Genomic DNA, 19,745 nt, shown 5'->3' on the forward strand with positions numbered 1-19,745 from the left:
GACTGCCGGCTGGCCGCGAGTGGAGAGCAGGGAAAAAGTTATGGCGGCGTTGCGAAATTCCGTTGGAATCTCAAATGGTTATGACGAGATTCCGGGCAGCAGCGAAACCCTTTTGCGCAGCGGCCTCAGCCTGCGCCACATGCGCATGATCGTGGCGCTCGACGACCACGGCCGCGTGAGCGCGGCGGCCCAGGTGATGAACATCTCGCAGCCGGCGGCGTCACGCATGATCGCCGAGATGGAAGCCGTGCTCGACGTCAAGCTGTGCGAGAGGCTGCCCCGCGGCATCACGCTGACCCCTTACGGCAAGGCGCTGGCCAGACGCGCCCGGTCAATCCTGCTCGAGATGCGCGAGGCCGACCGCGAGATCTCCGAGCTCAAGGCGGGCAAGGGCGGCGCGGTGTTCTTGGGCGCCGTGACCGCGCCGGCGATCGAGCTGGCGGTGCCGGCGATCCGCGAAATCCGCCGCATCTATCCGCGCATCGAGATCACCATGCAGGTCGAGACCTCCAATGTGCTGGCGCGCGAACTGATCTCCACGCGCCATGATTTCATCATCGCCCGCATTCCCGACGATCTCAATCCGCGGCTGTTCGAGTCGCGCGTCATCGGCGTCGAAAAAGCCTGCCTGATCGTGCGCCGCGGCCACCCGCTGAGCAAGGGCAAGGCGGTGCGGCTGGAGGACACCGCCGCCTATGACTGGGTGTTTCAGTCGGGCGGCTCGCCGCTGCGCCAGGCGATGGAAAGCAATTTCTTGAACCGCAACATCGCGCTGCCGGACCGCATCCTCAACACCAGCTCGCTGCTGCTCACTTTGGTCATGGTCGCCCAGTCCGACGCCATCGCGCCGGTCTCGATCCAGGTGGCGAAATTCATCCAGAGCCCGGATGGGCTGGCCGGCGCCATCGATGTCGTCCAGACCGAGTTCGACATCGAGGTCAGGCCCTACAGCCTGATCACGGTGAAGAACCGCGTGCTGTCGCCGGCGGCCAAGATGCTGCACGACTTCATTCTGCGGGAAGTGGGGTGATTGGAACGAGAATCGAAATCGCGCGTTCAATCCAACCGGCATTCCCGCTGGAGCCTGTTTGAGCCGGGGAGCGAGATTGCCGGTGGTCAAAAACCAGGGAGGTTTCTATGGAACGTCGCTTGTTTCTCACCGGAATGCTTGGCGTTGCGGGGATGATCACGCTTGCTGCCGTAGCCAGGCCCGGCAAGGCGGTTGCCGGTATTCCGGACGGCAACGGAATTCTCGATGAACTCGACAAACCGGATCCAGCGCTTTTCGAGGGAGATGATCAGGCCGAAGTGGATCTGGTCTCCCATCGCCGGCATCACCACCACCATCATCGGAGGCACGGCTGGAGAAGGGTCTGCCGCCGCTATTGGCGCCACGGCCGGCGTCACGTCCGCTGCTGGCGCAGGCGCGTCTGGTTGAGCGTCTGGCTCTGAGAGCACAATTGGAGCACCGGCCATCACAAGGTGGCCGGTGCTCCAGATATTAGACATGCAGGCTGAACCGTTCGTTGCTGTCCCTGACGTCAGCGTCGCCAGATGGCAAGTACGACATTGCGATTCTACGAGCAATTCAGCCGATGGGTACCTCTCGAGCCGATGGGGACCTCTCGATGAGAGCTTCATCAATTCCTCATCGGGTCATTGCCTACGAAAATGATTTTTCCACGCGCTCAAATGCCGCGATTGCGTCGGTTGCAAAGACCGCGCTCGACATATATTGGCGCTGGCTACAATTCAAAGGCAGCCTGTTGTTAACCATCTCGATGTTAGCGTGGATGTCATGTGACGAGCGCGAGGTTAACAGCAATGCCCGCCAATCTGCCGCCTGCATGGGTTGGATGGACGATGGCCATGGCGATTGGGTTCTTCGCCGTCCTGACGATGCTGCCCGCCAACGCGGAGACGGTGCGCGGCAATCCCGGTGGCCAGATCGTGACCTTCGCTTTGCACGTCGCCAAACTGCGCGCCGCCGACGAGTCGGTGCAATTTGACGGGGCGTGCGACAGCGCCTGCACGCTCTATCTGTCCCTGCCTGCCGAGCAGCTTTGCATTACCTCGCGCGCGTCCTTCGGCTTCCATCTGCCGTACGGCGTCGGCGCTCGGAAGAGCGCGGTCGCCGCCAACTACCTGCTCTCGCAATACCCCGATTGGGTGCGGCAGTGGATCGAGGAGCACGGCGGCCTGTCGCACAGCATAATGCGAATGGGAGCCGACGAGGTGGCGATGCACCTTCCCGTATGCGCCGGGGCGCAGGCATAACCAGGGTCGCGATGCGCTGTTCGCGCTGGATCGGGTCGCCGACCAATGTGCGACCTGCGGCAGGGCGGTCGCCGGAAAACTCCATCTAAGTCATTTGATTTTGGAGCGGGTAGAGGGAATCGAACCCTCGCGTTCAGCTTGGGAAGCTGACAAGCTACCATTACATCATACCCGCGTCGGCCCTCGTTACCATGATGGCTGGGCTTCGGGCAATCGCAAAGCGGCCAGCACCGCGGGCCAGATTGTCCGCCGATACGGTTCTCAACAGACTGGCGGCTTAGTTGTCGTCGCCGCCACTGTCGCCGCCGTCGTCGCTGCCGCCATCATCGCTGCCGCCGTCGTCACCACTGTCCGAATCGTCGCCACCGGAATTGTCGTCGGCGCCGTCATCACCAGCATCGGACGGGTCTTCCGCGGCGGGAGCGTCATTGTCATCGGCTCCCGCGGCGTCCGGCTGGTCACTCGGCTCCGTCGCCGAGTCGCTCGCGCCGTCGGTCGTCGCGTCCGCGTTGGCGTCCGAACTCTCATCGGTTGCCTCGCTCTTGGCCTCGGCGGTGAATTCTTCGGAAGATGCGGTTTCCTCGATGGTCGTCTCGGATGATTCGTAGCTTGCCGTCATTTCCTGGCTGTATTCGCCGTAGAACTCGGAATAGCTGAAGGCGGTGGCCACCGACCAGCTTGTCCATGTCGCAACGGTGACGACATCGATGACGGTTTCGTAGGTGCTGAGCGTGATGGTGCCGGTGGAGTTGTAGGCCTTGCCGTCACGATAGGAATCGAAGCGGAAGTCGGATTTGCCTGCTTTTGCCCAGTAGTAGACCACCGTATCGACGTCGATCGGCTTGTGGATCTTGTGGCCGTGGACCTTGGTGATCACGTCGCCCGGCTCGATGCCCTGCTTTTCGCCGGTGCCGCCAGGCTTGACCGACAGGACGAGAACACCGTTGGCGTGTGGCTCGAGTTTGAACTCTTTGCGCACGGTGTCGTTGATCGGCAGCAGAACCGCTTCGATCGCCCTGGAAATATAGGGTTCGGGCAATTTGACATCGCCCTTGAGTGCATAGGCGCTGGTCGAATAGGAGACAGGAATTGCAGCAAGATGCAGCGCCCAGGCCAGACTGAAAACTGCCTTGGAAAATTTTCCGCCACGTCGCTGAAGCATGTACCGTTCCTCTCCGGATAATTGAGACTGGGCTTATGCAGTTCCGGCAGCTCTATCACAGGAAAGCCTCGCTGGAGCCGGGTGTTTTGGGCTGTCCCGGACTATCTTTGATTGCTGGCTTGCACGCAAAAATCACCTCTCACTCAAGCGCTGAACCGGCAGCTCGATCCGCACGCGGGCGCCGGGCCATCAATCGCAAAATATGCTGATTGCCCCGTCATGCCGGAGTGCGATCGTCGAGCATCATCCCCCGTGCGGGGGATGCGCTGCATATGTGACGCCTCTACAGCGAACTGAGATGCGCTTCGATCGTTCCCGTTGGGGCACCGGCACGCGCGACCTGAAATCCGCCGCCGCGGCCTTTTGGCCAGGGGGCGGAGACTGGGACGCGCGGCCGGCAAGGCGCGCCGGAAGTCGTCAACGACGGGAAAACGTCGGGTTCAAACAAAGGCGTCGAAGTAGATGCCGTCACCAAGGGGATTTCATGCTTCGTCCATCCATTCTTGCTGCTTCGCTGGTCGTGACCTCTGCCGCTTTCGCTGCTGATGCGATACTGCCGATCGCCACCGAGGCGGTCGTGCCGCACATCTCCGGATATGGGGAACTGTATCTCGGCGGCCTGCAGCTTTCATTTTTCGGAGACGACGACAGTCTCCGGGCCGGCGGTGGCGCCGGGCGCGTGAATATTCCCTTCGCCGACAGCTGGAATGTCCAGATCGATGGCACTTATGATCGCATCTGGGAGGATGGCGACTTCTTCGACGCGCTCGGCGGGGCCGTCCATGCCTACCACCGTGATCCGCAACGTTTCGCGGCTGGTTTGTTCGCGACCTACAAGCGCTACGGCAACAACTTCTCGGATGATGTCAGCGACTATACGGTCGGGCCGGAGGCGCAGGTCTATTTCGGCAATCTGACTCTCTATGGCCAGGCCTACTATGGCAAGTTCGATCTGGATTTCGACCATCCGACCGAGTGGGGAGCGCGAGCTGTTGCACGCTATTTCGTGCAGCCGAACCTGCGGCTCGACGGCGAAATCGCCTTCAACAGGTTCGACGCAGGATTTGCGAATTTCGACACGGTCAGCGTTGCGGCCCAGGCCATGTACCGTTTCGAGGGCACGCCATGGTCGCTGTTCGGCCGCTATCAATATGATCGGACTCCGATCCAATCCGAAGCCCTCACCACCAACAAGTACCTGATCGGCTTGCGCGCCAGCTTCGGCACCGGAACGCTGTTCGACGAAGATCGCAACGGAGCGACGATGGACACCTATAAGTCCAACTTCATCGCGCCCATCGGCGGAGCGAGCTAGGTTGCGTTGGCGCAGATCGAACCGTAGCGGCTAGCTTCACGACCCTTTCCCTGATGTCCATCGGGTGTCTGTTGCACCGCTGCTCGGGCGCCCGACTTGCTGCGAGCCAGCTAAGTCAGTATTTCTGGATCGGTGCCCGAATCCGGGCACCCAATCTGGAGACTGGCCTTGTCCGCATTGACGCGCTTTCTCGGCGACTCGCCGCTCAGGGTGATCCTGAAGCTGCTGGTGGTGTCGTTCCTCGTCGGCCTGGTCATGAACGCCTTCGGCTGGTCGCCGATGGATGTGTTCTACGGCATTCGGAAATTCTTCATCGATCTCTGGAACCTCGGCTTTCATGCCATCGACCGTTTCCTCGGCTATATTCTGCTGGGGGCGGCGATCGTTGTGCCGGCCTTCATCCTGTTGAGGATTGCCAGCTACCGCAAATGAGCTATCGCGCGTAGCCCGAAGCCACCTCGAACAGGATGGCGTGGCGCGCCGCAAGGGCCGCCACGTCCGTCGAATAGCCGCCGCCGATGACGCCGCAGACCGGAATGCCGAGCCCGCGAAAGTGGTGGATCACCATCTCGTCGCGAGCCCGCAGACCGTCATCGGACAGCGACAGCCGGCCAAGCCGGTCCTCGGCATGGACGTCGACCCCGGCATTGTAGAAAACCAGGTCCCAGCGCGCCTTGGCGCCGAGGTCCGGCAGGATGCCGCTCAGCCGCTCGAGATAGGCCGCATCGCCGGTACCGTCGGGTAGCGCGACGTCGAGGTCGGAAGCGATCTTGCGCACCGGGTAATTGCGGTCGCCATGCATGGAAAAGGCGAAGGCGCGCGGCTCATCCCTCAGAATATCAGCCGTCCCGTCGCCCTGATGCACGTCGAGATCGACGATCAGGACGTTTTGGACGGCACCCTCGCCAAGTAACACCAGCGCCGCCACGGCGACGTCGTTGAAGGTGCAGAAGCCGGCGCCTTGCGCGCGCCGCGCATGATGGCTGCCGCCGGCGCTGTTGCAGGCAATGCCATTGAGCAACGCCAGCCGCGCCGCCAGCACCGTACCGCCGGTGGCGAGTTGCGCGCGCAACGAAACACGCGAGCCGATGGGAAAGCCGATCTCGCGCTCGATCTTTTCGGGCACCGCGCAGGAGATCACCTGGTCGACATAGTCGGCGGCATGGGCAAGCTTCAGCCATGAGGGCGGCGCCGGTTCGGGCATGTTGAGCGCGTCGGCCCCGGCCAGTCCGCGCGCAGCCAAGGCTTGCATCAGCAGCGGATATTTGCTCATCGGAAAGCGATGATTGACGGCGAAGCCGGCGTCATAGTCGGGGTGATGGACGATCTGCAGAGGCATGGATCGGGTTACGGCCGGTGCGCCAGAGGCGGGTTTCGGTTGACCATCAGGGAATGGATGGTTGCGCAGCGGAAAGAAACTGGGGCACATCGGCGGCTCGATCAAGCCGCAATCAACAAGGCAACAAATCCTTGGACAAGGGTGCATCCCCAGCCGACGCCAGATATTTTGTCGTCACCAATCGCTCGGTGCTGGCCATCGCGGTGCCGATGACGCTGGCCTATCTGACGACGCCGCTGCTTGGCCTCGTCGACACGGCAGTGGTCGGCCAGTTCGGCGACGCGGCGCTGCTCGGCGGGCTGGCGGCCGGCTCGCTTGTTTTCGATGTTGTCTTCACCACCTTCAACTTCCTGCGCTCCGGCACCACCGGCCTCGTCGCCCAGGCTTTCGGGCGCGGCGACGAGCTGGAGGAACAGGCGGTGTTCTGGCGTGCCGTGCTGATCGCGGTTGTCGCCGGTGTCGTGCTGGCAGCCCTTGCGCCCCTGTTCGCCATCGCCGGCCAAAAATTCATGGGCGCCGAAGCGCGCGTCAGCGAGGCGATGGCCGTCTATATCAGGATCAGGCTGCTCGCCGCACCCTTCTCGCTGATCAACTACGCCATCCTTGGCTATGTCCTGGGGCGCGGCGAGGGCGGGCTTGGGCTGATGCTGCAGCTGGTGCTCAACGGCATCAACATCGCGCTCTGCTTCCTGCTTGGGCTGAAACTCGGCTGGGGCGTTGCCGGCGTCGCCTGGGCGACCGTCACCGGCGAGTTCCTGGCCATGCTGCTTGGGCTGGCGATCGTCGGCAGGCGGTTCTGGAAAGCGCCCCGGCTGCCACGCCATCGCGTCCTCGACATGCCGGCATTCCTGCACATGCTGTCGCTCAACCGCGACATCATGATCCGCTCGTTTTCGCTGCTCGCCGCTTTCGCGCTGTTCACCCGCCAGGGCGCGCAGTTCGGTACGGTGACGCTGGCCGCCAACGCCGTGCTGATGAACTTCTTCCTCGTTGCCGGCTATTTCCTCGATGGTTTCGCCACCGCTGCCGAACAGCTCACGGGACGTGCCGTTGGCGCGCGCGCGGCCGCGCCCTTCCGGCAAGCGGTGCGGCTGACCCTGTTCTGGGGCTTTGGGCTGGCCGGTGCCGCGACGCTCGTGCTTTTGCTAGGCGGCACCGATCTGGTCGCCGTGATCACGACCTCGCAAGACGTTCGCGCCATTGCCGACATCTATCTGCCCTGGGCGGCGTTCACCGCGCTCAGCGGCGTGCTGGCGTTCCAGATGGACGGCGTCTTCATCGGCGCCACCTGGTCAAGCGACATGCGCAATATGATGCTGTTGTCTTTCCTCGCCTTCAGCGCCGCATTGCTGACGCTGGCGCCCGCCTTCGGCAATGACGGCCTGTGGGCGTCGCTGCACGTCTTCCTGCTGGTGCGCGGTTTCAGCCTGCTGGCGATTCTGCGGCTCAGGGTGCGCACGGCGTTCTAAAGCGACTTGGTCGCCCAGTGCCCGAGCCTGATATCGCGTAACGCGCTGATCGACGAAAGCCGTTCCTTGTCGGCGAAGCGGACCATGCCTTCGAGAATCCGGCCCGGCAGCGCCGGCCCGGCATAGATCATGCCGGTGTAGAGCTGCACAAGGTCGGCGCCGGCGCGGATCTTTTCCAGCGCCGTCTCGGCGGAATCGACGCCGCCGACGCCGATGATGGCGCGGTCCGGACCAAGCAGTTTGCGCATCCTGGCCAGCACGATGGTCGAGCGCTCGAACAGCGGCTTTCCTGAGAGCCCGCCAGTTTCGCCTGATACAGCGCCGCTGCGCAGGCCAAGTCGCGCAATGGTGGTGTTGGAGACGATGACGCCGTCTATCTGTTTCTCGGTGACCTCGGCAGCGATGTCCTCCAGTTCGGCCTCGACCAAATCAGGTGCGATCTTCAGGAAGATCGGCGGCTTGACTGATGCTGCCGCACGCGCGGCGATGACCCGGGACAGAAGGTCGCCGAGCTGCTCGCGTGCCTGCATGGTGCGCAGGCCCGGCGTGTTGGGCGAGGAAATGTTGACGGTGAGATAGCTGGCATATCTGGCAAACCGGGCGACACCGCGCTCATAGTCACTGACGCGGTCGGCGCTGTCCTTGTTGGCGCCGATGTTGACGCCAACGATGCCGCTTCGGCCCTGGCGGGCGGCAAGGCGTTTTTCCGCTGCTTCGTGGCCCTCATTGTTGAAGCCCAGCCGGTTGATCACCGCGTCGTCCTGGGTCAGCCGGAAAATGCGCGGCTTCGGGTTGCCCGCCTGCGGCAGCGGCGTGATCGTGCCGACCTCGGCGAAGCCGAAGCCGAGGCCAAGCAGCGCATCCGGCACCTCGGCATTCTTGTCGTAGCCGGCCGCCATGCCAAGCGGGTTCGGAAAATCGAGACCGCAGACGGTGGTCTTCAGCCTGGCGTCGCGCACGGGGCGTCCGGCCACCGGCAGTCCGCACCGCAGCGCCGCGATCGACAGGCCATGCGCGGTTTCCGGGTCAAAATTGAAAAGCAGTTTCTGGCCGAGCCGGTCAAGCACGCTCATTCGGCCTCCAGTGCCGGGAACTGGTGGGCGCCGTCGGCGCCAAGCGGCAGGGGTCGAACCCACAGCACGGCCTTGAGGTCGAGCGGAGCATAGAGATGCGGGAACAGCGCGCCACCGCGCGAGACTTCGTATCTCAACGCATCGCCGAGGCTGGTCTCGTCGATGGCGACCAGCAGCAGCCCGGTCTGGCCGGCAAAGTGCTTTGCCGCCGTCTCCTTGACCTGCCCGGCCGTGGACAAATGGATGAAGCCGTCGGCGACATCGATCGGCGCACCGGTGAAGCGGCCGATTGTTTCGGCCTCGCGCCACAGCGCTTCAGGGGCTATCTTGTAGATAAACTGAGACATGGTTGCGCTATAGTCCGAACCAATCAGGCGGGGAAGGGCACTCCTGAACTCTTCCCCATTTCCGGCGCAAACATGCGCTATGTTGCGTTCACTTGCCCATGGAGGACAACATGCGTCTGCAGCACGTCTTGATCCCCGCAGCACTGGTCTCGCTGGTTGCGGCATCAGCCTTTTCCGAGGAAACCGATCGTTACCGGCTGGAAAAGTCGGCCAACGGCTATGTCCGCATGGACACGCAGACCGGGGCCATGTCGATTTGCGAGGAACGCACCGGCCAGCTTGTCTGCAAGATGGCGGCCGACGAACGCGCCGCCTTCCAGGATGAGGTCGACCGTCTGCAGACCTCGATGAAGGCGATGGACGAGCGTGTCACCAAACTCGAAAATTCGCTGTCGGCCCGCCTCGAATCGAAACTGCCCAGCGAAGAGGATTTCGACAAGACGATGAGCTATATGGAGCGCTTCCTGCGCGGCTTCATGGGCATCGTCAAGGATATGGAGAAGGACAATGGCGACGGCGCCCAGCTCAGTCCGCAAAAGACCTGAGCGCCGCCAGACAAGATCGCCGAATGGCAATTTGTTCGGGAAGAATCCGTGCACGGGCTTTGCCGCTTGAAAACAGCTGGTAACACCGCATAATCGTTCGACTGATCCCGCAAAAGCAGAAAACCATCAATGGGATTCGGGGAGGGATATTTGCCGTCGGGCTACACTTTCGTCATCGCCGACGACCATCCGCTTTTTCGCGGCGCCTTGAGAGAGGCGCTTGCCGGCATCGGCAACGTTGCCGCCATTCATGAGGCTGGCGATTTCGAGAGCGCCAAGGCGCTGGTCGTGGCCAACGAGGATGTCGATCTGGTGCTGCTCGATTTGTCGATGCCCGGTGCCAGCGGCCTTTCCGGGCTGATCTCGCTGCGCGGCGTCCATCCGGCAGTGCCGCTGGTGGTGATTTCCGCGCATGACGACCCGGTGACGATCCGGCGTGCGCTCGATCTCGGCGCTTCCGGCTTCATCTCCAAATCGGCCAGCATGGAGGAAATCCGCGGTGCCGTACAGTCGGTGCTCGCCGGCGATATCGCCGCCCCCATCGGCATCGATCTCGGTGTCGAGCGCGACCCCGAGATTTCCGACCTGATCAAGCGGCTGCAGGCGCTGACGCCGCAGCAGACGCGGGTGCTCGGCATGCTGGCGGAAGGCCTGCTCAACAAGCAGATCGCCTATGAACTCAGCGTCTCCGAGGCGACGATCAAGGCGCATGTCTCGGCGATCCTGCAGAAGCTGGGCGTCGACAGCCGCACCCAGGCGGTGATTCTTTTGTCGAAGATCGGCAGCGACCCGCTGCAAGCGACCAGCTGACAGCGGCTTCTGCGGTCAATCTACTCCGCCGCCGACGCCAGCGGCCTGACTCTGGCCATCATCGAGCGCAGCACGGCCGGTTTCAGCGGCTTGTTGATCACCGGCACGTCGAGCCTTTCGGCGGCGGTGCGCACTTCGTTTGAGCGGTCGGCGGTGACCAACACCGCTGGCATGCCCTCGCCATAGACCGTGCGCAGTTTCCTGATCACGCTGAGCCCGGTCTCGCCGTCCAGATGATAGTCGGCCAGCACGATGTCCGGACGGCGGATGTCCGCTGCTTCGAAATCCTTCGATCCGGAAACCGTGTCGACGCTGCAGCCCCAGCCTTCGAGCAGAAGCCGCATGCCGTCGAGAATGCGGGCGTCATTGTCGATGCAGAGCACCTGCAGGCCGGCAAGCGAAGCGGTGGCGCGGGAAGGCGCCCTGGTTTCGGCCTCGCGTTGCGGCGCCTGCACCGCCACCACGGGCAGCAGGACGGAAAACCGCGTGCCTTTTCCGAGGTTCGAAAAGATGCGGATTTCAAGCCGCAGCACCCGGGCGATGCGGTCGACGATGGAGAGGCCGAGGCCGAGGCCTTCGGCCTCGCGGGCGCCCTCGTCGAGGCGGGTGAATTCGTGAAACACCGTGTTCAGCTTGTCGCCGGCAATGCCGATGCCGGTGTCGATCACCTGGATTTCGGCGAGCTCGCCGCGCCGCCGCACGCCGACCAGGATGCGGCCGTGGCGGGTGTATTTAATGGCGTTGGAGACCAGGTTCTGGATCAGGCGGCGCAAGAGATTGCGGTCGGTCATCACACTCAGCGACGACGGCATGATGGTCAGTTCGAGCTTCTTTTCGGCGGCAAGCGGCTGGAAGTCGTTGCCGATCTGGCTGAGCAGTCCGTCCAGGCGGAAGGCGCTGTCGTCAGGTTTCATCGCGCCGGCGTCGAGGCGGGAAATGTCGAGCACCGCGCCCAGAATGGTCTCGACCGATTCCAGCGAGGATTCGATATTGACCGCCGCCTTGCCCGCCGCCCCCTTGCCGGCCTTTTCGATCAGCGACGAGCAATAGAGCCGGGCGGCGTTCAACGGCTGCAGGATGTCGTGGCCGGCGGCGGCAAGAAAGCGCGTCTTGCCGAGATTGGCCTCCTCGGCCAGCATTTGCGCCTGCGCCAGTTCCTCATTGACGCGGGTCAGCTCCTCGTTGACCCTAGTCAGCTCGATGGTGCGGGTCTTGACGCGCTGCTCCAGCGATTCATTGGCGCGTTTGAGCGCCAGATCCTGTTCGACGCGCCCGGAAATGTCGGCATAGGTGGCAACCATGCCGCCGTCGGGCATCGGGTTGGAGCGCAACTCCAGGATACGGCCGCTGGTCTTCAATTCCATCTGCCACGGGCTGACGAAACTGGTCAGGCGGTTGAGCATCGCCACCCGCTGCTCGGCTGGAATGTCGCCGCGCTCGGCAAGGTGGTGCAGGATGCGGTCGAGCGAGACGCCGACCTGGCCCATCTCGTCGGGCAGGTCGAACAGCGCCCGGTACTGGCGGTTCCAGCAGATCAGGCGGAAATCCCGGTCGAAGACGGTGATGCCCTGCTCCATCTGGTCGAGCGCGATCTGCAGCAGGTCGCGATTGTGCTGCAGCGCCTCGGTGGCGTCGTCGAGCAGGCGGAAGGCATCCTTGGATTCGCGGTCGTTGCGCCGAAACAGCAAGGACAGGATCAGCCGCGCCGAAGACGAGCCGACGGCACTGGCCAGCAGCTGTTCGGAGAAGCGGATGACGTCCATGCTGGCCTGCTCGTTGCCATACAGCGACGTGCTGCTGCTCTTTTCGAACGACTGAAACGAGCGTTCGGTGCGTTCGACGCCGAGATAGCGTGAGATCGTGTCCTTGAGGTCGTTGACGGTGATGGCGGTGCGGAAGCGGCGCAGGCTTGGCATCGGGCCAGACTCGCGCGGCACGAAGATCGACGCCTGGATGCGTTCCAGCGGCACAGAAGCACGTGACAACGAGCCGAACACGAAGAACACGGTGTTGATCGACAGGCTCCACAACACGCCATGATTCAGCGGTTCGGCGACGGTGCCGAACAGCGCCTGCGGCCGCAGCGCCTCGAAGCCGAAGAGCCCCTGCATGATGTCGGCATCGGGTGCGACGAGCGAAGGCAAAAGCAGCGTGTAGCCCCAGACGGCGATGCCGGCGACCATGCCAAGTGCAGCACCCCTGCCATTGGCGCCGCGCCAGATCAGCCCGCCGATCAATGCCGGCGCGAACTGCGCGATTGCCGCGAAGGACATCAGGCCGATGGAGGACAGTCGCGCGCTGTTGGTGCTCTGGCGGTAGTAGAGGAAGGCAATGAACAGCAGAATGAAGATCGCCCCGCGCCGCACATTGAGGATCAGCGTCGACCAGTCCTCGCTTTCGGAGGTCGTGGTCTTGAGCAGCCGGCGCACGAACAGCGGGATGACGAGGTCGTTGGAGATCATGATCGACAGCGCAACGCTTTCGACGATCACCATGGCGGTTGCCGCCGACAGGCCACCGATGAAGGCCGCCATGGCCAGCACGTCGTGGCCGCTGAACAAGGGCAGCGACAGCACGTAGAGGTCGCTGCTGGTCCTGGTGCCGACCAGTGACAGGCCGGCGAGCGCGATCGGCAGCACGAACAGGTTGATCGCCACCAAATAGAGCGGAAACACCCATGTCGCGGTGCGCAATTCGGCCTCGCCGCGGTTCTCGACGATGGTGACGTAGAACTGGCGCGGCAGCATGATGATGGCAAAGCCGCTGAGGCCGGTCAGCACCAGCCAGGTGGCGAGCGAGGTCGAGTAGTCCATCGCTTGCTGCACTTGCGGGTTCTGGGCGAGTTTGTCGAACATGTCGCCCGGCCCGCCATAGACCAGGAAGGTGACCATCAGGCCGATCGCCAGGAAGGCGGCGAGCTTGACCACCGTTTCGACCGCCACCGCCAGCACCAGCCCGTCCTGGTGCTCGGTGGCGTCGGCGTGGCGGGTGCCGAACAGCACCGCAAACAGCGCCAAAAGCATGGCGACGACCAGCGAGATGTCGCTGACGAACGGATCGAAGGAGGGTGGCGAGCCGGTATAGTGCTCGACCATCAGGCTGACCGAGCCGGAGATCGCCTTCAGCTGCAGCGCGATATAGGGCACCGCGCCGATAGTCGCAATCAGCGTGGCGATCGCCGAGACGGTGAAGCTCTTGCCATAGCGCGCGCCGAGGAAGTCGGCGATCGAGGTGATCTTCTCGGTCTTGGCCAGCTTGACGATGCGCTGCAGCAGCGGAAAACCGAACACGAACACCAGCACCGGACCGATATAGATGCCGAGGAATTCGAGGCCACGCTCGGAGGAAAGACCGACCGAACCGAAGAAGGTCCACGAGGTGCAGTAGATGGCGAGGCTGAGCGCATAGATGAACGGGCGGGCGCGGCCAGGCCCCGTTGTCGTCGAACGCCGGTCGCCCAGGCTGGCGATGACGAACAGCAGCGTCACATAGGCGACCGCAATGATGACGATGAACCAGCCTTGCACGCCCCGGAAATCCTCCCTTGCCGGTTTTCCATCCGGCCAAGCCCTGGACGCAATCACAGCTTGGGGATCAAGTCCATCACGGCTTTCGGCGCATGCTGGCTGCGGTGTTTGGCGACGGCGACCGTGAAAACCGCTGATCTCTCCGCCTTTTGCGTCTGTTTCAACCGCAGGTTTTTGTTATGGTGCCGGCGGGTCGGTGCCGAAAGGTGCGGTTAGGACGGCTGCGCGGCCCGTCATGACAGGAGGGTCAAATGCTGAAAGAATTCCAGGAATTCATTTCCAAGGGCAATGTGATGGACTTGGCCGTCGGCGTCATCATCGGCGCGGCCTTTGGCAAGATCGTCGATTCTCTTGTCAACGACATCATCATGCCGATCATCGGAGCAATTCTCGGCGGGCTGGACTTCAACAACTATTTCTTTGGGCTCTCCTCAGCCGTCAACGCGACCTCGCTAGCCGAGGCCAAGAAGCAAGGCGCGGTCTTTGCCTATGGCAGCTTCGTCACCGTGGCGCTGAACTTCATCATCCTCGCTTTCATCATCTTCCTGATGGTCAAGGCCGTGAACAATCTGCGCAGGAGGCTGGAGCGCGAAAAGCCTGCTGCCCCGGCAGCTCCGCCGCCCGCCGACATCGCACTGCTCACCGAAATTCGCGATCTCCTCGCCAGGAAATAGCCCAAGGCAGATTTCTGGACCAAAACCCCGGTCGTTCGCGGCCGGGGTTTTCTGTTTTCGCATCTGATAAAACGCGCTAGCACTCGCCCGACACCAAAACGGACCTTTCCATGACCCTGATCGATAGCTTGCGCGCCGAGGCTCGGGCCGCGCCCGAAAGCGGCATTGTCGCCGTCGTCAACCACGGCCGCCTGCGCGAGGGACTGATCCCGCTCTGGGCTGGCGAGGGCGACCTGCCGACGCCTGCCTTCATCAGCGACGCCGCTGCCCGCGGACTGTCCGCCGGCGAGACCTTCTACACCTGGCAGAAGGGCATTCCGGAACTCAGGCAGGCGCTCGCCCGCTACTATGTCAGGCATTTCGGCAAGAGCTTTGCCGAGGAAGAGTTCATCGTGACCGCATCCGGCATGCACGCCATCCAGCTGGCGCTCGACGCGGTCGCCGGCCATGGCGACGAGGTCGTCTATCTGTCGCCGGCCTGGCCGAATTTCGCCGCCGCCGCTGGTGTAGCGGGCGCCGTGCCGGTTGCGGTCACGCTCGACCAGTCCGGCAATGGCTGGTCCTGCGACGTCGACAAAATAGCGGCGGCGATCACGCCGAGGACCAAGGCGCTGTTCGTCAACACGCCGTCCAACCCGACCGGCTGGACCGCCGATCACCAGACGCTGCAGGCGATCCTCGATCTCGCCCGCGAAAAGGGCCTATGGCTCATTGCCGACGAGATCTATTCGCATTTCCACTACGGTCATGGCCGTGCGCCGTCCTTCCTCGACATTGCAACGGCGGAAGACCGCATCCTGTTCGTCAACAGCTTCTCCAAGAACTGGGCGATGACCGGCTGGCGTGTCGGTTGGATCAAGACCCATCCCGCTCTGCAGCAGGTATTCGAGAACCTCATCCAGTATTCGACCTCGGGCGTTGCCCAGTTCATGCAGCGCGGTGCCGTTGCGGCGCTGGACGGGGGCGACGCCTTCATCGTCGAACAGGTTGAGCGGGCAAGGGCAGCGCGTGACCTGGTCTGCGACATTCTCGGCGCCACCGGCAAGGCGCGGTTCACTGTGCCGCAAGGCGCGTTCTATCTGTTCTTCACGGTCGACGGCATCACCGATTCCCGAACTGCCGCCTTCGACATCGTTGACAATGCCAATGTCGGCCTGGCGCCCGGCACCGCGTTCGGCCCGGGCGGCGAGGCCTTCCTCAGGCTATGCTTCCACCGCCGCCTCGACCAGCTCGAGGAAGCCGCGCACCGGTTGGCAAAGTGGATGAAGACTGTTTGAACAGGCCGCGGCTTTCAGCCGCCAGATTTGGGCACCAGCAGCGGAATGATGYGGTCGCTTTTGGCGACCGAGGGACGGCCTGCCGAACCATAGGGGATGCCGAGCGCGTCCCAGGTCTCGACCAGCGCATCCTGCAGCGACGCGATCAGTGCATCGGTGTGGAACGGCGTCGGCGTGATGCGCAGCCGCTCGGTGCCGCGTGGCACGGTCGGGTAGTTGATCGGCTGGATGTAGATGCCGTGCACGCCGAGCAGGCGGTCGCTGGCCATCTTGCAGAGCTCGGGATCGCCGACCAGCAGCGGCACGATATGCGTCGGCGACTCCAGCACCGGCAGGCCGGCGGCAGCAAGAACCTGCTTTGTCAGCGTCGCCTGGCGCAGTTGCGCGTCGCGCTCGACCTGCGAACGCTTCAGGTGGCGGATGGAGGTGGTGGCTGCAGCGGCAACGGCCGGCGGCAGCGCCGTGGTGAAGATGAAGCCCGGCGCATAGGAGCGCACCGCGTCGATCACCGCACTGGTGCCGGTGATGTAACCGCCGAGCGTACCGAACGCCTTGGCCAGCGTGCCCTCGATGATGTCGATGCGGTCGGCCAGGCCCTCGCGCTCGGTGATGCCGCCGCCGCGCGGTCCGTACATGCCGACGGCGTGAACCTCGTCGATATAGGTCATGGCGTTGTAGCGCTCGGCCAATTCGACGATCTGCCGGATCGGCGCGATGTCGCCATCCATCGAATAGACGCTTTCGAAGACGATCAGCTTGGCGCGCTCGCGACCGGCCGCCTGCAGCAGGCTTTCGAGATGAGCGACGTCGTTGTGGCGGAAGATCTTCTTCTCGGCGCCCGAGCGCCGCACGCCTTCGATCATCGAAGCGTGGTTCAGCTCGTCCGAGATAATCAGGCAGTTGGGCAAAAGCCGCGCAATGGTCGAGATCGACGCCTCGTTGGAGACGAAGCCGGAGGTGAAGACGAGGGCGGCTTCCTTGTCGTGCAGGTCGGCCAGTTCCAGCTCGAGCTCGACCAGCGGGTTGCTGGTGCCGGAAATGTTGCGGGTGCCGCCGGCGCCCGATCCCATCTTGCCGGCTGCGGCCTGGAATGCGGCGATGACGTCGGGATGCTGGCCCATGCCGAGATAGTCGTTGGAGCACCAGACGGTGATTTCCTCGGCGCGGCCGTTGGAACGCCAGATGGCACGGGGAAATTTTCCGACGATGCGCTCGAGGTCGGCGAAGACGCGGTAGCGACGCTCTGCATGGAGCTGGTCGATCGCTTCCTCGAAGAACCGCTGATAATTCATGTCGACTTTCCAATTTTGCGCGGGATCATAATCATTGCCCCATTCGGCGTCCACCGGACCTTTTTGGTCAAAATGCCACGCCCCAAGCCTGTTCCTAACGATCCCAGATCGTGGCCTATTCCCTTGATGTGGATCAATTTTGTTTCCGTACGATGCCACAGGCCGGTGAGACTGTTACAGATTTAACGTTCAGGCGTTTCTAATGGCCTTGCCACAGGCTTTCCAGTAAGGCGGTCGTTGAGACAGTTTCCGATAAATCATGAGTAAAAGAGGACGCGGATGACGGTTTTGGTAACGGGCGGCGCCGGCTATATCGGCAGCCATATGGTCTGGGAATTGCTGGATGCGGGCGAGAGCGTCGTCGTTCTCGACCGGCTTTCGACCGGTTTTGAGTGGGCAGTGGCGCCCGAGGCCAAGCTCGTCGTCGGCGATGTCGCCGACAAGGAGCTGGTCGGCGGGGTCATCCGCGACAACAAGGTCGACGCTATCATCCATTTCGCCGGGTCGATCGTTGTTCCCGAATCGGTCTCCGATCCGCTTGGCTACTACGAGAACAACACTTCAAAGACGCGCACGCTGATCGAGACCGCGGTGCGCGAAGGCGTGCCCCATTTCATTTTTTCCTCGACAGCTGCCGTCTATGGCGCCGCCGGGCTGGAGCCGGTGCGCGAGGATGCCCGCCTGGCCCCCGAATCGCCCTACGGCCTGTCCAAGCTGATGAGCGAATGGATGCTGCGCGATGCCGCTATTGCCCACGGGCTGCGCTATACCGCGCTGCGCTACTTCAACGTCGCCGGCGCCGATCCAAAAGGCCGCACCGGCCAGTCGACGCCGGGCGCCACCCACCTGATCAAGGTCGCCTGCGAGACCGCGCTCGGCAAGCGCCCCTTCATGCAGGTGTTCGGCACCGACTATTCGACGCCGGACGGCACCTGCATGCGCGATTATATCCATGTCAGCGACCTGGCGGCGGCGCATCGGCTGGCCCTGCAGCGGCTGCGCGCCGGTGGCACCAGCCTGGTCGCCAATTGCGGCTACAGCCATGGCTATTCGGTGCTAGAGGTGATCGACAGCGTGCGCCGCGCCTTCGGCCATGATTTCGAGGTGAAGATGGGCGATCGCCGCCCTGGCGACGCCGCCGCCGTGGTCGCCAATTCGGAGCTGGCGCGCGGCGAACTCGGCTGGACGCCGCAGCGCGACGACCTCGACCTGATCGTGGCCGACGCGCTGGCCTGGGAACGCATCCTGACCAGCAAGAATTCCGCGCAGGGCTGAGGACAGTTCTTCATCCAAGGGCTCGTCGGCTGGCCGCTTAAGCGCTATTGAAGGGCTTCGCGGCGAAGCGTGGAGGCGCTTCGGCCGAATTGATCCTTTTGGGGGGCCGCATGAAAATATTGGTGCTCGGAGCCGGCGTGGTCGGTACGGCGGCGGCCTACTACCTGGCCAGCGACGGCCACGAGGTGACCGTGATCGAGCGCCATCCGGCGGCGGCACGCGGCACCAGCCAGTCGAATGCCGGCCTGGTCTCGCCCGGCGACGCCACCGCCTGGGCCTCTCCCGCCGCTCTGAAGACGTTCCTGCGCGCGCTCTATAACCATGATCTCGGCATCAAGGTGCGGCTGCGCTTCGATCCGTATTTCATCGCCTGGAGCCTGCGCTTCCTGCGCCAGTGCACGAAAGAGCGCCTGCGCGCCAACAGCCGGGTCAAGTTGCGCCTGGCGCTCTATTCCCGCGACTGCATCAATGCCATCTCGTCCGACGCCGGCATCCACTATGACGAGCGCAAGAAGGGCATTCTCTATTTCTTCCGTTCGCAGCACAGTCTCGACACCGGCACCGACAATTACCGCTTTCTTGCCGAACACGGCCTGCCGATCGAGATCGTCGGCCGCGACCGGCTGATCGAGATCGAACCCGGTCTTGCCGGTGTGAAAGACAAGATCGCCGGTGGCGTCTATTCGCCGATCGACCAGACCGGCGATTCCAGCCAGTTCACGCAAAATCTCGCCGCTTACGCCGCCGAAAAGCTCGACGTGAAATTTCTCTACGACACCACGGTTGAGGGCCTCGACATAGAGGGCGACCGGGTACGCGCGGTGATCACCTCGGCCGGACCGATAGCGGGCGACGCGGTGGTGATCGCGATGGGGCCGGAGAGCGGTCTGCTCGGCCGCCGCTACGGCATCGACCTGCCCGTCTACCCCGTCAAGGGTTACACCGCGACCATTCCCTTGGAGGACGAGAGCAAGGGGCCGACCATGGGCGGCGCCGACGAGGACCAGCTGATCGGCTATTCCAGGCTCGGCAACCGGCTGCGGCTCGCCTCCACCGCCGAGTTCACCGGCTTCGACCGCACTCACAAACCAAGCGATTTCGCCACCATGTTCAGGACCGGCAAGGATCTTTTCCCCGGTGCCTTCGACGAGAAGAAGGCCGTTCTCTGGGCGGGCCTGCGGCCGATGATGCCGAACTCGGTTCCGGTCATCGGCCAGGCGCGCTACAAAAACCTCTACCTCGACACCGGCCACGGCCATGTCGGCTGGACCATGGCTTGCGGCTCGGGAAAATTCCTCGCCGATCTGGTCGCCGGCCGCAAACCGGAGATCGACCCGCAAGGGCTGGTCTACGGGGGCTAGGC

The 19,745-nt window shown here is 63.3% G+C and carries 18 protein-coding genes and 1 tRNA gene; 11 read left to right on the plus strand and 8 right to left on the minus strand.

Annotated features, from left to right (window positions below; genetic code table 11):
* Positions 1-40: 40 nt before the first annotated feature.
* Positions 41-1,030 (plus strand): LysR family transcriptional regulator, encoded by a 990-nt coding sequence (locus tag AC1DVW_RS08610; RefSeq protein ID WP_477275432.1) that lies wholly within the window; start codon positions 41-43, stop codon positions 1,028-1,030.
* A gap of 86 nt (positions 1,031-1,116) precedes the next feature.
* Here the strand turns inward: AC1DVW_RS08610 and AC1DVW_RS08615 are convergent, their stop codons facing one another.
* Complete coding sequence (locus AC1DVW_RS08615; protein WP_477322374.1) at positions 1,117-1,407, minus strand: hypothetical protein; 291 nt, start codon at positions 1,405-1,407, stop codon at positions 1,117-1,119.
* Positions 1,408-1,824: 417 nt separating this feature from the next.
* On the opposite strand from AC1DVW_RS08615, the gene AC1DVW_RS08620 reads away from it, so the two are divergent.
* Positions 1,825-2,277, plus strand: coding sequence for a hypothetical protein (locus tag AC1DVW_RS08620; RefSeq protein WP_477322376.1), 453 nt, complete (start codon positions 1,825-1,827; stop codon positions 2,275-2,277).
* 101 nt (positions 2,278-2,378) lie between these two features.
* Here AC1DVW_RS08620 and AC1DVW_RS08625 read toward each other — a convergent pair.
* Together AC1DVW_RS08625 and AC1DVW_RS08630 are read right to left on the minus strand one after the other, a co-directional pair.
* Positions 2,379-2,452, minus strand: a tRNA-Gly gene (locus AC1DVW_RS08625).
* Positions 2,453-2,554: 102 nt separating this feature from the next.
* A complete protein-coding gene (locus AC1DVW_RS08630; protein WP_477322377.1) occupies positions 2,555-3,439 on the minus strand; it encodes a PDZ domain-containing protein in 885 nt (294 codons plus the stop codon).
* A gap of 298 nt (positions 3,440-3,737) precedes the next feature.
* Between AC1DVW_RS08630 and AC1DVW_RS08635 the strand changes: the two genes are divergently transcribed.
* A complete protein-coding gene (locus AC1DVW_RS08635) occupies positions 3,738-4,754 on the plus strand; it encodes a hypothetical protein (protein ID WP_477322378.1) in 1,017 nt (338 codons plus the stop codon).
* Between the two features lie 168 nt (positions 4,755-4,922).
* Positions 4,923-5,186 carry a DUF6460 domain-containing protein gene (locus AC1DVW_RS08640; RefSeq protein ID WP_477241780.1) on the plus strand — a complete coding sequence of 88 codons (264 nt, stop codon included), beginning with the start codon at positions 4,923-4,925 and terminating at the stop codon, positions 5,184-5,186.
* A gap of 1 nt (position 5,187) precedes the next feature.
* Here the strand turns inward: AC1DVW_RS08640 and AC1DVW_RS08645 are convergent, their stop codons facing one another.
* The gene (locus AC1DVW_RS08645; protein WP_477322380.1) at positions 5,188-6,093 is read right to left on the minus strand and encodes a histone deacetylase family protein; all 906 of its coding nucleotides are present in this window, start codon (positions 6,091-6,093) and stop codon (positions 5,188-5,190) included.
* 131 nt (positions 6,094-6,224) lie between these two features.
* Between AC1DVW_RS08645 and AC1DVW_RS08650 the strand changes: the two genes are divergently transcribed.
* Positions 6,225-7,562 carry an MATE family efflux transporter gene (locus AC1DVW_RS08650; RefSeq protein ID WP_477322382.1) on the plus strand — a complete coding sequence of 446 codons (1,338 nt, stop codon included), beginning with the start codon at positions 6,225-6,227 and terminating at the stop codon, positions 7,560-7,562.
* Here the strand turns inward: AC1DVW_RS08650 and AC1DVW_RS08655 are convergent.
* Together AC1DVW_RS08655 and AC1DVW_RS08660 are read right to left on the minus strand one after the other, a co-directional pair.
* On the minus strand, positions 7,559-8,635 hold the full coding sequence (locus AC1DVW_RS08655) for a quinone-dependent dihydroorotate dehydrogenase (RefSeq protein ID WP_477322383.1): 1,077 nt from the start codon (positions 8,633-8,635) through the stop codon (positions 7,559-7,561). The two genes, AC1DVW_RS08650 and AC1DVW_RS08655, sit on opposite strands and share 4 nt — an antisense overlap.
* Positions 8,632-8,982 (minus strand): DUF952 domain-containing protein, encoded by a 351-nt coding sequence (locus AC1DVW_RS08660; protein ID WP_477322385.1) that lies wholly within the window; start codon positions 8,980-8,982, stop codon positions 8,632-8,634. The genes AC1DVW_RS08655 and AC1DVW_RS08660 overlap by 4 nt, the downstream gene beginning before the upstream one ends.
* A 110-nt stretch (positions 8,983-9,092) precedes the next feature.
* Between AC1DVW_RS08660 and AC1DVW_RS08665 the strand changes: the two genes are divergently transcribed.
* Positions 9,093-9,527 (plus strand): hypothetical protein, encoded by a 435-nt coding sequence (locus tag AC1DVW_RS08665; RefSeq protein WP_477275414.1) that lies wholly within the window; start codon positions 9,093-9,095, stop codon positions 9,525-9,527.
* A gap of 150 nt (positions 9,528-9,677) precedes the next feature.
* Positions 9,678-10,337 carry a response regulator transcription factor gene (locus tag AC1DVW_RS08670; protein ID WP_477275412.1) on the plus strand — a complete coding sequence of 220 codons (660 nt, stop codon included), beginning with the start codon at positions 9,678-9,680 and terminating at the stop codon, positions 10,335-10,337.
* A gap of 20 nt (positions 10,338-10,357) precedes the next feature.
* Here AC1DVW_RS08670 and AC1DVW_RS08675 read toward each other — a convergent pair whose 3' ends face one another.
* Positions 10,358-13,864: a PAS domain-containing hybrid sensor histidine kinase/response regulator gene (locus AC1DVW_RS08675; RefSeq protein WP_477322387.1), complete on the minus strand. Its 3,507-nt coding sequence runs from the start codon at positions 13,862-13,864 to the stop codon at positions 10,358-10,360.
* A gap of 251 nt (positions 13,865-14,115) precedes the next feature.
* Here AC1DVW_RS08675 and mscL point away from each other — a divergent pair, with 251 nt between their 5' ends.
* Positions 14,116-14,538, plus strand: a complete 423-nt coding sequence (mscL, locus tag AC1DVW_RS08680; protein ID WP_477275407.1) for a large conductance mechanosensitive channel protein MscL — start codon at positions 14,116-14,118, stop codon at positions 14,536-14,538.
* A gap of 110 nt (positions 14,539-14,648) precedes the next feature.
* Complete coding sequence (locus AC1DVW_RS08685) at positions 14,649-15,815, plus strand: pyridoxal phosphate-dependent aminotransferase (protein ID WP_477322389.1); 1,167 nt, start codon at positions 14,649-14,651, stop codon at positions 15,813-15,815.
* 14 nt (positions 15,816-15,829) lie between these two features.
* On the opposite strand, the gene hemA is transcribed toward AC1DVW_RS08685, so the two are convergent.
* Positions 15,830-17,107 (minus strand): 5-aminolevulinate synthase, encoded by a 1,278-nt coding sequence (gene hemA / locus AC1DVW_RS08690; protein ID WP_477322391.1) that lies wholly within the window; start codon positions 17,105-17,107, stop codon positions 15,830-15,832.
* A gap of 279 nt (positions 17,108-17,386) precedes the next feature.
* Between hemA and galE the strand changes: the two genes are divergently transcribed.
* Both galE and AC1DVW_RS08700 read left to right on the plus strand, forming a co-directional pair.
* A complete protein-coding gene (gene galE, locus AC1DVW_RS08695) occupies positions 17,387-18,382 on the plus strand; it encodes a UDP-glucose 4-epimerase GalE (RefSeq protein WP_477322393.1) in 996 nt (331 codons plus the stop codon).
* Positions 18,383-18,492: 110 nt separating this feature from the next.
* Positions 18,493-19,743, plus strand: a complete 1,251-nt coding sequence (locus tag AC1DVW_RS08700; protein WP_477322395.1) for a D-amino acid dehydrogenase — start codon at positions 18,493-18,495, stop codon at positions 19,741-19,743.
* Positions 19,744-19,745 lie beyond the last annotated feature (2 nt).

It is taken from the genome of Mesorhizobium sp. P3_B5 (assembly GCF_056402815.1).